The organism is Candidatus Cloacimonadota bacterium, from assembly GCA_012516855.1.
GTDB lineage: Bacteria > Cloacimonadota > Cloacimonadia > Cloacimonadales > Cloacimonadaceae > Syntrophosphaera.
The window spans coordinates 1-13,487 of record JAAYWB010000039.1 but is presented as its reverse complement, the minus strand read 5'-3'; the positions used below and the strand labels follow the sequence as shown (position 1 = coordinate 13,487).

General features: G+C 54.5%; 11 protein-coding genes and 4 tRNA genes. 14 read left to right on the top strand and 1 reads right to left on the bottom strand.

Annotation, left to right across the window (positions count from 1 at the left end; all coding sequences use genetic code 11):
• The first annotated feature begins 117 nt into the window (after nt 1-117).
• From murG to ftsZ, 5 genes are read left to right on the top strand one after another with little or no spacing between them, the layout of a single operon-like run.
• Entirely contained in the window at nt 118-1,209 is a 1,092-nt protein-coding gene (gene murG / locus GX466_03595) for an undecaprenyldiphospho-muramoylpentapeptide beta-N-acetylglucosaminyltransferase (GenBank protein NLH93287.1), read from the top strand.
• Nucleotides 1,193-2,611 (top strand): UDP-N-acetylmuramate--L-alanine ligase, encoded by a 1,419-nt coding sequence (locus tag GX466_03590; GenBank protein ID NLH93286.1) that lies wholly within the window; start codon nt 1,193-1,195, stop codon nt 2,609-2,611. The genes murG and GX466_03590 overlap by 17 nt, the downstream gene beginning before the upstream one ends.
• A gap of 39 nt (nt 2,612-2,650) precedes the next feature.
• Nucleotides 2,651-3,430 (top strand): FtsQ-type POTRA domain-containing protein, encoded by a 780-nt coding sequence (locus GX466_03585; GenBank protein NLH93285.1) that lies wholly within the window; start codon nt 2,651-2,653, stop codon nt 3,428-3,430.
• Between the two features lies 1 nt (nt 3,431).
• Complete coding sequence (gene ftsA / locus GX466_03580) at nt 3,432-4,709, top strand: cell division protein FtsA (protein NLH93284.1); 1,278 nt, start codon at nt 3,432-3,434, stop codon at nt 4,707-4,709.
• Nucleotides 4,710-4,720: 11 nt separating this feature from the next.
• Nucleotides 4,721-5,914, top strand: a complete 1,194-nt coding sequence (gene ftsZ, locus GX466_03575; GenBank protein ID NLH93283.1) for a cell division protein FtsZ — start codon at nt 4,721-4,723, stop codon at nt 5,912-5,914.
• Nucleotides 5,915-6,542: 628 nt separating this feature from the next.
• Here the strand turns inward: ftsZ and GX466_03570 are convergent.
• A complete protein-coding gene (locus GX466_03570; GenBank protein NLH93282.1) occupies nt 6,543-7,460 on the bottom strand; it encodes a T9SS type A sorting domain-containing protein in 918 nt (305 codons plus the stop codon).
• Nucleotides 7,461-7,746: 286 nt separating this feature from the next.
• On the opposite strand from GX466_03570, the gene GX466_03565 reads away from it, so the two are divergent.
• The 9 genes from GX466_03565 to GX466_03525 all read left to right on the top strand — a co-directional run.
• Nucleotides 7,747-9,036, top strand: a complete 1,290-nt coding sequence (locus GX466_03565; GenBank protein ID NLH93281.1) for a Y-family DNA polymerase — start codon at nt 7,747-7,749, stop codon at nt 9,034-9,036.
• 4 nt (nt 9,037-9,040) lie between these two features.
• The gene (locus GX466_03560) at nt 9,041-9,655 is read left to right on the top strand and encodes a YigZ family protein (GenBank protein ID NLH93280.1); all 615 of its coding nucleotides are present in this window, start codon (nt 9,041-9,043) and stop codon (nt 9,653-9,655) included.
• Nucleotides 9,648-10,469: an AmmeMemoRadiSam system protein B gene (gene amrB, locus GX466_03555; GenBank protein NLH93279.1), complete on the top strand. Its 822-nt coding sequence runs from the start codon at nt 9,648-9,650 to the stop codon at nt 10,467-10,469. Before GX466_03560 ends, amrB begins: the two co-directional genes overlap by 8 nt.
• Before the next feature lie 10 nt (nt 10,470-10,479).
• Complete coding sequence (gene amrA, locus GX466_03550) at nt 10,480-11,025, top strand: AmmeMemoRadiSam system protein A (GenBank protein NLH93278.1); 546 nt, start codon at nt 10,480-10,482, stop codon at nt 11,023-11,025.
• Between the two features lie 42 nt (nt 11,026-11,067).
• Nucleotides 11,068-11,143, top strand: a tRNA-Gly gene (locus GX466_03545).
• Between the two features lie 11 nt (nt 11,144-11,154).
• A tRNA-Cys gene (locus GX466_03540) sits at nt 11,155-11,228 on the top strand.
• 11 nt (nt 11,229-11,239) lie between these two features.
• A tRNA-Leu gene (locus GX466_03535) sits at nt 11,240-11,326 on the top strand.
• A 1-nt stretch (nt 11,327) separates the two neighbouring features.
• A tRNA-Gly gene (locus tag GX466_03530) sits at nt 11,328-11,403 on the top strand.
• A gap of 166 nt (nt 11,404-11,569) precedes the next feature.
• Nucleotides 11,570-13,487: hypothetical protein (locus GX466_03525; protein NLH93277.1), on the top strand; the 1,918-nt coding region annotated here is incomplete at its 3' end.

Sequence of the window (13,487 nt, the reverse complement as noted above, 5' to 3'; positions counted from 1 at the left end):
TCAGGTATCGATGCCAGATTTGACTGATGGCTTCCTTTTGATTTCATTTATTGCCTGTTATAAGCAGAATGGGCGGAACTTGTGAACACTGCACCAAACACTGGGAAAAATGGCAGCCTGAGCTTTGTATTGGGTTGCGGCGGCACGGGCGGACACATTTTCCCCGCCATCGCCATCGCGCAGCAACTGCAGAAGCTTGGCCATCACACCCTCTTCATCGGCAACCGGAGAGGCATGGAGGAAACGCTGCTAACCGCTGAAGGCTATCCTTTCCACGGCATCCGAGTGCAAAAGCTTTACCGCAAGCTCAGCCTCGCCAATTTGCTCTTTCCGTTCTTGCTTGTGTCCTCCACTTTTGCCTGTGTCAGAGTGCTACGCAAGACCAGGCCCGCGGCTGTGATCTGCACCGGCGGCTTCGTTTCGGGACCCGTTGGCATCGCTGCGGCTTTACTCCGCCTTCCCCTCTATTTTCATGAATGCAACAGCTATCCGGGCATCACCACCAAATATCTGGCCAGATACACCCGCGTCGTTTTCACTGGCTTCAGCGGCACTGCCAAATACCTGCCCAAGGCGAAAGTGTGCACCATCGGCATTCCGTTGCCTAAAAGGGAGGATTTGCCCCAAACCTTCAGCGCAGCAGAATTTGGCCTTACGGAGGACAAGCCGGTATTGCTCGTCACCGGTGGCAGTCAGGGCTCGCTGGCGATCAACAAAGCCGTGGCGGATGCCCTGCCCTACTTAACACAGCAAGGCTGGCAAATTGTATGGCAAACCGGAAAGACCGGCTACGATGAATTCGCGGCACGTTTCAAAAACATCGCCGGAGTGTATATCTTCGCATTTTCACCCCAACTGAAAGATTTTTATAAACTCGCCAGAGTGGCAGTAACCCGTGCTGGCGCGATGACCATCACCGAACTGGTCGAAAACCGTCTGCCCGCCGTGCTGATCCCCCTCCCCACCGCGGCTGAGAACCATCAACACTACAACGCCCTCGAACAGCAGCAAAAAGGCCTTGCCTTGCTGCTGAAGCAAAGCCAGCTCAGTGGAGACACGCTGGCGGAAGCAGTGTTCAAAGTTGACAAAGAGCACGCTGCCTATCTGCTGAACTTGAATCAAACACCGCCCAACACCGCGGCTGAAGACATTGCGCGGGAGATATTGAGCGACCTCAACAAGGAGCAAAACAATGCTGGGAAAAACTAAGAAGATCCATTTAATCGGCATCGGCGGCATCGGCATGAGCGGCATCGCCGAATTCCTGCACAACCAGGGCTTGGAAATCAGCGGTTCCGACCTCAAGAAGACAGACGTCACCCGCCATCTAGAATCGCTTGGCATCAGGATAGAAGAAGGTCACAACCCCGCCCTGGTGAAGGATGTGGATGTGGTGGTAAAATCCTCGGCCGTCAAGGACGACAATCCCGAGGTCAAAGCCGCAAAAACCTTGCGCATACCCCTCATTCGCCGTGCGGAAATGCTGGCAGAGATCACCCGCATGAGCTTCTCCATCGGCATTTCCGGAACCCACGGCAAAACCACAACCACCTCCATGACCGGACTCGTGCTTGAGGCAGCGGGGCTCGAACCCACCATCATTGTAGGCGGAAAGGTGAAAAACTACGGTTCCAACAATGTGATGGGTTCCGGAAAATACATTGTGGTGGAGGCCGACGAATACGACCATTCCTTCCTCTCCCTTTCACCCTGCATCGCCGGCATCACAAACATAGACACAGACCATCTGGATTGTTACCGTAATCTGGATGACATCAAAGGCGCCTTCATCGAATACGCGAACAAAGTGCCCTTTTTCGGCAGCGTCATTGCCTGTCTTGACGACCCAGGTGTGCAGGCCATTCTGCCCAGCATCAACAAGAAGGTCGTTACCTATGGCTTTTCCCGCCAGGCGGACATCCAGGGCAAAAACATCAGCATGAAAGACTTCGTTAGCGAATACGACGTCAGCTACAAAGGCTACCGCCTCGGCCGCGTGAAGATGAATGTAACTGGTCGCCACAATATCCAGAACTCCCTGCAGGCCATCAGCATCGGCCTTGAGCTGGATATCCCCTTCAAGCAAATCCGCGAGGGGCTGATGCAATACAGTGGGGTTTACCGCCGCTTTGAACTCAAAGGCGAGGCTCGCGGCATCACCGTTTACGACGATTATGCCCACCACCCCACCGAAATATCCGCCACCCTCGAGGGATTCAAGGACAGCACCAAACGCCGCATTGTAACCTTGTTCCAACCTCATCTGTATTCCCGCACCAGAGATTTCCACGTGCAGTTCGGAAACGCTTTTTCCTCCTGCGACTGCCTGATTCTGGCGCCGATTTATCCAGCTCGGGAAGAGCCCATCCCCGGTGTTTCCTCCAAACTCATTGCCGACATCGCCGTCCAAAGCGGGCATCCAGACGTTGTGTTGATAGAAAACAACGCCGACATTGTGCCCAAAACCCTCTCCCTGCTTAAGGAAGACGACATTCTCATCACCATGGGAGCCGGCAACATCTGGCAATATGGCGAAGAAATCCTGGCAAAACTGAAAAAACCTGTTGACAAAAACATTAAACCTAAAAAAGTTAGGAACTTAGAGACTTAACACAGGAATGCGCGATACTGCACAAAAGCATACATCATTATGAGAGACAATAAGTTGCCGATCAACCAGAATACCCGCAAAAGAAGGGGAAATAGCCGTTATTTCGTCTATTTCGTCCTGATTTTGCTTGGTCTTGCTGCCCTTGGTTTCGGCGCTTTCCATCTCCTCTCCAGTTTGGATGTGTTGAATGTGCGCAAAATCGAGATAAGCGGCAATTCCGCTGTAGCGGACAGCCTCTTGAGAAGCACTCTGCGGCCCTACATCGGGAAGAACCTCCTCAAAGTGGATAAGGATGAGATCCTGAAGGAAGTTAGCGGCTTTGCCCGCGTGAAGGATGTGAAGGTCCGCCGCAAGCTTTTCAGCACCCTTCAGATCAAGATCACGGAACGCAAAGCCAGTCTGTATGTGAAAAGCCTCGATGGCGACCTCTTTCCCGTGGATGACGAAGGCGTTGTGCTGGAACGCTACGGCAAAGTTTACACGGAAAACCTGCCCTTGGTGAATCTGCTGTTGAACAACTCCAGCCTGAAAAGCGGTTTTAAGCTAAAGAACGCAGCACTGGACAAGGTTTTGGCCACCCACAAAAGGATAATGAAGGAAGCCCCGGAATTCGCGGCCAATGTCTCAGAATACTACACCATCGACAACACGGTCTATATCATCGACGCGCGCAACGGCCTGCGCCTCATCCCCAGCGAAAAGAACCTCGCCAAGCAGCTTTCGCGCTACGAATTCGTGCGTGACAACGGTAACATAAGCCAATCCTCGATCCTGGACCTGCGCACCGACAACCAGGTGGTGGTGAAGGCGGGAAGCTGACATGCGGCAAAACCTGATCACCGCCCTCGACATCGGCTCTGCCAACATCCGCTGCATCCTGGCCCAAGCCAAGGCGAAAGGCCAGTTGGATATCCTCGGCATCGCGGCCACCCCTTCCACCGGCCTTGAAAAAGGCATCGTGAAAGACATCCAGGCCGTGTCCGAAGGCATTAAAAAAGCCCTGAAGGAAGTGCAAACCGCTGCCGGCACCAAACCTGCCAATATCTTCACCAACGTCACCGGAGACCACATCCGCACCCAAATTGGCGACGGACGCATCTCCATCCCCACCTCCAGCCCCAACGAGCCTGGTGAAATCGTGCAGGAACACATGGACCAGGTGATTGCTGACGCCCGCAACAGCGTGAAGATCCAAAAAGGCTTCGAGCGCTCCCAAATCCTCCACGGAATCCCGCAGAGCTTTGTCATCGACGGGCACAACGACATCCGCAATCCCCTGCGTATGACAGGTTTCCACCTCATCACAAAGGTGCTCACCATCTTCGGCGATGTCACCCAACTCCGCAACCTGGCCAAAAGCATTGAACTGGCGGATTACGACATCAGCCCTGATAACTTTGTGCTAAACCACATCGCCATCGCCAATGCTGTGCTCAGCGAGGACGAACGCCGCCTCGGCACCATCCTCATCGACATTGGCGGCGGCACTTGCGACATCAGCCTTTACAACCGCGGCATCCTGGACAAGATACTCGTGATCCCAATGGCCGGCTCCTCCATCACCGAGGACCTCGCCATCGGACTCAAGACCACACTTTCCAACGCCGAATACATCAAGACCAACTATGGCGTGGCCCTCGCCAGCAGCGTCGATCCCGAGACCGAGATCGTCGTGGAGGGCATCAGCGGTCGCGACAGCCAGGTGAAAACGCAGCATCTTGTCAGCCACGTGGTGCAGCACCGTGTGGAGGAAATGCTCTCGATCTGCTATGACCGCCTCAAAAACTCTTACATGCCTGAACTCGTGACCGCGGGCATCGTGCTCACAGGCGGCACAGCCAAACTCCAGATGATAGACGCCGTGGTCAAAAACTCTTTCAACCTGCCTGTGAAAATCGCCCAACCGGACCTAAGCAACCTCAACGGCGATACCGAAATGCTGAAGGACCCGGCCTTCGCCACCTGTGTCGGATTGCTCCGTCACGCTGCCGCCCAGGAACCGGAAAGCAAAGCTCCCGCGCTGCGCCTGGGCACTTTCAAAGCGGGAAAGACCCTGGAAAAAATCAAACAAATATTCAAAGACTTTACAAGTACCTAAAGGGGGAAAACATGATCGAATTTGATGAAAAACCCACTCAAATCGGCACCAACATCAAGATCGTTGGAGTAGGCGGAGCCGGCGGCAACGCTGTGAACACCATGATTGACAATGAACTGTCCGGCGTGGAATTCATCGCCGCAAACACCGACATCAGCGACCTCGTGAAAAGCAAGGCGAAGATGAAGCTCCAACTGGGCAAAAAACTCACCCGTGGGCTTGGAACCGGCGCCAATCCAGACCTCGGCGCACGCGCCGCGGAGGAATCCAAAGACGATATCCGTTCCCACATTGAAGGAGCGGACATGATCTTCATCGCCGCCGGAATGGGAGGCGGGACGGGCACCGGAGCAGCTCCAATAGTTGCCAAGATCGCACGCGACCTCGGCATCCTCACCCTCGGCATCGTGACCATGCCCTTCCCTTTTGAAGGGCAAAAACGCCACAGCAACGCCGAGGAAGGCATCCGCAACATGGCGGAGTTTGTGGACACCCTCATCGTGATTCCCAATTCCAAGCTTTGCGAGATTTACGCCGATCTCACCCTACTGGAGGCTTTCCAGCGCGCCGACAACGTTCTTTTTGAATCCGCCAAAGCCGTTTCCGACATCATCAACGTCAATGGCCTGATGAACCGTGATTTCGCCGACGTGCGCACCGTAATGCAGAACATGGGTTACGCCCTGATGGGCTCCGGCGTGGCCGAGGGCGAAAACCGCGCCGTGAACGCCGCCAAAGCGGCCATCAACAATCCCCTCCTCGCCGACATCAGCCTGCAAGGCTGCCAGGCCCTGTTGATCAACGTCACCGCAGGGTCGGATATCAAGATGAGCGAGTTTGAGGACGTTTCCAGCGTGATCGTGAACGAAACCGGCACCAACGCCAATATCTTTATGGGCTTGGTCATTGATCCCGACCTTGTGGGCAAGGTTTCCGTCACCATCATCGCCACCGGACTGCAAAGCACCGCCCAGATAGTTGATTTCCCCCCGTCCCAACCCGCCCCGCAGCCCAAACAGGCTCCGCAGCAGAAGCCTCAAACTCCCAAGCCAGGCAAATCCGAAGAAGACATTGATGACATCTTCCGTATCCTGAATATAAACCAGCCTTCCAGCCAGGAAGCCGATCCCGATCCACACGGGGAGGAAACCAGGCAGTCAAGTCCCCGCACAGATCTGCCTTCCTTTCTGAAAGCCTTGGATTGAACTTTTCCATCCTTCCTGCTTAGGTCTCTCAACGGACAGCCCTGTCCGAACAAACCGTCGGCACTCCCCCTTGCCGACGGTTTTCTTTTGGGATATTCAAATGGAGCAGGTATAAACGCTATCATTACAACTCCGGAATCCCCGCAAACGGGAGAAGCAATGCCATTTGGCCGTTAAGGCCTTCCTTCATGCTCCAGTCGCGCCTCCCGCATAATCCCCGCATTCGGTGCGAGTATCATGCGGGAGACGTGGGAGGGGGATGGAATCGAGCGCTCAGGGCCTGACTGGTAGGGTATTGCGGTGGCTAAACAGTCATGGAGTTCTTTCAAATGGCTCTCTTTCAAACCGAGTGGGTAGCCCGGAGGGCGACAGAACCGCGGAGATTGATTTCTGTCACCCGCAAGGGGCTTTCCATCTGGTTATTGCCACTGTACGAGGGGCTTGCGCTCCCTCGCTATCGTTATTTCGCCCTACGGGCTTGATTAACTGGATTACCCACTCGGCTTGAAAGAGTGCCAAAGTTAACATCATTCAGCATAGGGATGGGATCGCGCTCAGATGCTATAGATACAAAAAACCCGGAGCACGTCGCCCGGGCTTATAAAAAGTAGCGTTTACCTATTAGGCTCTATTTCATTAAGACGGCTTTCACCTGATAGTTGTCTTTTCCCGTCTGCATCCGAATTTGATAAACCCCGCTGGCCAGAGGCTGACCGCTGCCGTCGCGGCCGTCCCAGCTGATCTGGTGATTTCCAGCTTGCAGATTGCCCAGATCAAAGCGTCTCACTTCCTGACCGCGGTTGTTGTAGATTTTCAGGCTTACTGTACTGTCATTTTTCAGATTGATGGGGATGACCGCGTTGGGATTGAAGGGGTTGGGATAAACAGGTCCGAGACTTGTTGTCTGAGGCGGCTCAGGTATATCATCACCGGGCAGCGAATACTGGATCGAGCTTGGTCCGTAGTAATAATCCTGGCCGTCAAGATCACTGTTTAGCAACCAATAATAATATGTGCCCTCATCCTCCAGATCCTCGTCGGCATAGAAATAACTCACTGTCTGGGAGGTATTTGTGGCAGGAATAAATCCGCTTATAGTGGTGGCCATGGTGAGTTCATTGGTATTGTTTCGCAGGACATAATAACCCCGAACTCCAGTCTCTGAATGTGTGACCCAAGTGAGGTTAATGCAATTGTTCGCGGAGATCGCAGCGGTGAAACTCGACAGTTCGATAGGCACGGTAGGGCCATAGGAGGAGCTGAATATCACAACCCCATTTTCGGCAGTTGGCGCAACGTAAGCCGATGTGGGTCCCCAGGGGCCATATTGCTCTAACTCCACAGTATAAGTTCCATGGTAAACAGTATTAGGTTCAAAACGGTGAGGCGTTGTATACCCGGTATAAACACCATTTCGGTAAATCCGTGCCGCAACCGGAATGAAGGTCTCGGGTGGAATGTAATAGTTGGCGAAAATATCAGTCCAATAAGCATAGCCTGATGCGATCAAAACCACAAGGGCCAGAGAAAGCAGTACTCTTTTCATGGTAACCTCTCGATAGAAGAACTTAACTTCAGTTGCACAATCTTTTTTTTCCAAAAAGCTGTCAAGTTTTAATATTCTATTTCTGTCAATACGTCGATGGAAAATAATCCACAGCCTTAACTCGGTGCTCATCAATTCTTTGGTGGAGTTGAAATATGCCTCCCTTAATGTCCCTTTACATGGATTTAAAGTTTTTCTATGTTGTTACTTCCTGCCATTGACCCCGGGGGTATTAACAGATTGACAGCTCAAGGCCTGTGGATATTTTGGCATTGGGAGAAATGAGATGAATAAGATCGGACTGACGGATACGGACATATTCGCGCTGGTGGATTGCAACAACTTTTATGTGTCCTGCGAACGCGTGTTTGACCCCTCCCTGGAGGGCAAACCGGTGGCCGTGCTGTCCAATAACGACGGCTGCCTCGTCTCCCGCTCCAACGAGGTCAAGGCCCTCAAAATACCCATGGGCGCGCCCAGCTTCAAGCACGAAGCGCTGATCCGCAAACACGGAGGCACGCTGCTTTCCTCAAACTACGCCCTCTACGGCGACATGAGCCGCCGGGTGATGGACGTTCTGGGCAGTTTTACACCGGAACTGGAAATCTATTCCATAGATGAAGCCTTTCTGGGCCTGAACGGCTTTCGCATCCGCGATCTGGAGGCTTACGGACGCAAGATTCGCGACACCGTGCGCAAATGGACAGGCATCCCTGTTTCGGTGGGAATTTCGCGCAGCAAGACCCTGGCCAAGGTGGCAAATCATTACGCCAAGCGCTATTCAGGATACCGGGGCTGCCTGGTGATGTTGGACGACGAGAGGATCCAAAAAGCGCTGGAGCGGCTTCCCGTGGCGAAAATCTGGGGCATCGGCAGGCAATATGACAAGTTTTTGCGCCAGAACAAGATCGAGAACGCCTGGCAGCTCCGCAATGCCCCAGAGAAGTTCATCGACCACTTTTTGACCAGCGTGGGCCATAAAACCGTGCTGGAGCTGCAGGGCTTTTCCTGCATCGACCTGGACGACGCGCCCTCACCCAAACAGAGCATCGTGGTCTCGCGTTCCTTTGGCAAGCAGGTGGCCGACCTCGCTGAACTGGAGGAAGCCGTTTCCACCTACATCACCCGCGGCGCGGAAAAACTCCGTGCCCAACACAGCGTGGCGGGCCATCTGATGGTGTTTCTGAACACCAACCGCTTCAAGGAAGGCCCCCAATACAACAACTCCGCGCAGACCAGCCTCTCCCCGCCCACGGCCTACACTCCGGAACTCATCAAAACCGCGCTGGAACTGCTGCGTGACCTCTATTTGCCCGGCTTTGAATTCAAAAAGGCCGGGGTGATGTTTACCGAAATCATGGACGAGGACGATGTGCCGCTGAACCTGATCGAAACCAACTATCTGGATGACGGGCGCAAAAAGCTGATCGACGCCATCGACAGCATCAACCGCCGTTGCGGGCGAGACACCGTTTTCTTCGCCAGCTCCGGCGTCAACAGGGAATGGCGGATGAAGCGGGCAAGGCTCTCGCCCAGCTACACAACCAGCTGGTCGGACCTGCTTAAAACAAAGTAGCATCATGGCTTACAGCACCATATCGGCACCCCTTTCCTGGCAGCAGAAAATCCGCCGCAGCAACTTCATCTGCTTCCTGCACCCCATCTCCAGCGCTGACGAAGCCCGCAACCTGCTCAGCGCCCACGTTAAAGAATACGCCAACGCCACCCACAACTGCTATGCCTACATCTGCGGGTTCGACCAGGAAACGCAATACCACAGCGACGCCGGAGAACCTCACGGCACCGCTGGAAAGCCAATCCTGAACGCCCTTTTGCGCGCGGACATGACCAACATTATGGCCATCGTAACCCGTTATTACGGAGGCGTGAAACTTGGCGTGCCCGGACTGATCGAAGCCTATGGATCCACCGTGGAAAAAACGCTGGAACTTGCGAAAATAATACCCGCCACCGCTTTCGCGGAGTTCAGTGTGCAGTCTGAATACGGCAGTGTGGATCAGCTTCTCGGCCTGCTGAGGTCGCTGGATGGAAGCGTGGCGAGGGAAAACTGGTCGGAAAAGGCGGAACTGGTGTTGCGTGTGCCCAAAGACAAAGCCGACACCCTGAGGGAATTCCTTGCTGGCCAGGCAGCCCAATCCCGCTTACAATATCAAGAGGAGGATGATTTTGCTTAGAAAAACAACTCACGCTGGGAGTTTTTACCCCCGCTTCGGAGACCAGATCTCCACCCAGATCCAAAGCTGGATAGAAGGACAGCCCTTCTCCTCCAGGGATGAGAATTGCCTGGGGCTTATCGTCCCCCACGCAGGCTACATATATTCCGGGGCCTGCGCCGCGAAGGGCTACCACTATATCAGCCAGCAGCACTTCGACAGCCTGCTGATCCTTCATCCCAGCCATCAGGGAATCCGTTTCGACTGGTCGGTTTCACCTTTCGACCAATATGAAACCCCTCTGGGCAATGTGGAGCAGGACGCGCAACTCTATGAACTGCTTACCCGTAACGCCGAGGACAATTTCAGGGAAAAGCGCCTGCACGAGCTGGAACACTCTATGGAAATCCAACTGCCGCTGATCAAGTATTTCTTTCCCGAAACCCCTGTCTGCCCTGTGATGATTGGGCGTCCCCATCCCGAAGTGGCCCTGCGCCTGGCCAAGCAGATCCGCGAAGCCATCACGGTCAGCGGCAAAAAGGTGGGCATCATTGTCTCCACAGACCTTTCCCACTATTACGATTCCGACCGCGCGGAAAAAATGGATTCACTCATCATCCGCTACATCATGAGCCTGGATGCCGACGCCCTCTGGCAAAGCATCATCTCCAGACGCTGCGAAGCCTGCGGGATCGGCGGCTTGCTAACCCTGATCAACTACGCCAGCGCTTATGAAGATGCCAGAGCCAAGGTGATCGAATACACCCACTCCGGCAAGGTGAGCGGCGACAACCAGCAGGTGGTGGGATATCTCAGCGCCCTCGTCTTCATCTGAGGAGACCGTAATGACAGAATCACAGAAACAAACGCTGTTAAGCCTGGCTCGCAATGCCATCCGCTCCCGCTTTGACAACAGCAAGGTGGAACTTCCCTCTGATGCGGAGTTCCAAGCCAAAAGAGGGCTCTTTGTCACCCTGAATCTGGATGGCGACCTGCGCGGCTGCATCGGGATGATTGAACCCCGCCGGAGCATCGCTGAAGAAGTGGTGGCAATGGCGCGTGCCGCCGCTTTCAGGGATCCGCGCTTCCCTCCCCTGAGCTGGCAGGAATTCGGCCAAATTCAGCTTGAGATATCCATCCTAAGCGAACTGATGCCTGTGAAAGATATTACGGAGATAGTGATCGGCAGAGACGGCCTCCTGCTGACACGTGGATTCCATTCCGGCGTTTTCCTGCCCCAAGTGCCCGTGGAATGGAATTGGGACCTTTCCACCTATCTGACCCAACTCTGCTTTAAAGCCGGCCTGCCTGGCGGAAGCTGGAAAAAGGACGACGCGGAACTGTTCCGCTTTGAGGCTGAGGTCTTTGGCGAAACGCAGATTTTGCCTTGACAAATTGAGCCAGCCCAAATTTTTGGAATCTCAAAGTTAAGAGCGGGAATAGCTCAGTTGGTAGAGCGCAACCTTGCCAAGGTTGATGTCGCGGGTTCGAGTCCCGTTTCCCGCTCCATTTTTTGCAAAGGCGACATAGCCAAGTGGTAAGGCAGAGGTCTGCAAAACCTCCATCCCCGGTTCAAATCCGGGTGTCGCCTCCACCCTTTTCCAGGCCGGAGTGGTGGAATTGGTAGACACAAGGGACTTAAAATCCCTCGGGCTTCGGCTCGTGCCGGTTCAAGTCCGGCCTCTGGTACCAAGCGGGAATAGCTCAGTTGGTAGAGCGCAACCTTGCCAAGGTTGATGTCGCGGGTTCGAGTCCCGTTTCCCGCTCCATCTTTTCCTAAAGAATGACCACCCCTCCCCTGCCAGGCCCTGAATGGGTTTCGCCGCACTCCAACTAACCGAATCTAAGAAACATAAAAGCTTATCGCCAACGGTTTGGAACAAAACTTGCGACCTGCATCCCATAAGTCAATCAATTGCTAAAAGGGAGACAGAAATGAAAAAGCAGTGTTTCGTGATCATGGCATTGTTGCTTTTTGTAATGTGCCTCGGCGCGCAGGAAGTCGCCCTGCGCAAAGCCTGGAAGATGGACTTCAGGGGAATACAGGTCCGCACAGCAGACAATTGCGTGATCTGCATCTGGGAAGACACCGATGCCGGCGATACCGACATCTACGCGCAAAAGTTCAATCACTCGGGAGTGGCGGTGTGGACACAGCCACAGATCATAGTGGGCGAGCCCGGAGTGCAGGAAGCCGTTGCCTGCGTGCCCACCTCCGACAACAATTTCGTGCTGCTCTACCAGCAATCCGGATACGGCTACGAAGCCGGCGTCTGGCTGCAAAAATTCAGTTCCAACGGCCAGTGTCTCTGGGGCGAAAGCGGAGTGTGCATCCGCAACGGCTCTGCCTATCTGGCTAACGCCTGTCTGGTCCCCAACGCCGTGGGCGGAGTTTTTGCCCTCTACCCCCATTCCTCAAACGGTTACGCGGTGATCGGCCAAAACCTGGATAGCTTCGGCAATCAGCTTTGGCCCAGCGGCGGACTCACTCTGGCCAGCAATCCTTACTTTCTCAGCCTCGATGGTGCTGTCAGCGATGGCGAGGGCGGCATCATAATCGACGTAACTCCCTATCAGGGAATCAACACCCTCACCCGCTTTTCCCCACAGGGCACGGTGGTTGGCAACAATCCCCTGCTTCCCGCAGGCGTGTTTCCCGGCGGCCAGTTCTCCATTGTGGAGGACGGCAATGGCAATTACCTGCTCTACGGATACCGAAACGGAGCCCTTATCCTGCAGCGGATGAACAACCAGGGCGAACTGCTCTTACCAGCGGCCGTGCAAACCCATCTCCAGATCGGCTATACCGATTTCAACCCTCCCCGCCTAGAACCGCTTGCTGATGGTGGCCTCATCTTCGCTTGGGAAGTTCTGACCAATGACGACACTAGGGAACTGCGGGCCATCCGACTGGATTCAAACCTCAACTCACTCTGGGGCCCCAGTGGTGTACAAATTGCCAGTGGAGTTTCCCAAAACTGGTTCTACATGGGACTGGACCTCTCCGTAACTGACAGCGGCGAGGCCTGGCTCACCTGGTACGAATCCCTCTCCGGCGAAGTGCCCCACACCCTCAAAGCCCAGTATCTATCACCAACCGGAACCGTTCCCTGGGACGTGGGCGGAATTGCCATCAACGCCGGCGACCCCATGCTCGGCAAGCCTGTAGCGCTGGCTTTCCCGGACCGGGGGATGTTTCTCTGGGCGGACCAACGCGATTCCTATGAATCCCTTCGGCTGCAGGTGATCAGCACTGGCGGAGCCGCTTTCCAGGACCTTGGCGGAGAAGCGCAGGTGACCCGTTTGGTCGGCCTGGCCAATATGTCCGAGGTGATTGCCCTGCAGGACAGGTATCTGGTGCTGTGGACAGACCTCCGCGACAGCTACTATCAGATCTATTACCAGATCTGCGACACGAATATGAATCCCCTGCTGGAACCGGATGGCCGGCCGCTCTGTCCCTCGTTGCAGTTACACTTGACCAATATTCGCACGGTGAGAATGCCGGACAATAGCGTGGCGATACTACTGTACGCTGCCAACTGTGATGGTTCTCAATGGTATCCGCTGCATCTGCAGAGAATCGATGCCGAGGGAAATACCATGTATCCCGGCCATGGCTTGCAGGTCAACGACAACTACAGCATCCAAGACACCCGCATCAGCGCTTGTGGCAATGACATTTACGTGGCCTGGACAGAAGGCGGTTATCCCCAGTATCATTTGATGGGGCAAAAGATATCCAACGGACAAATCCAGTGGGGTCCTTCAGGAAAAGCCCTTTACACCCCTCCCCAGCAGACGTGGTTGGGCGTGGCTGACCTTGTTGAAAACTACGTGGTCTTCAATACTA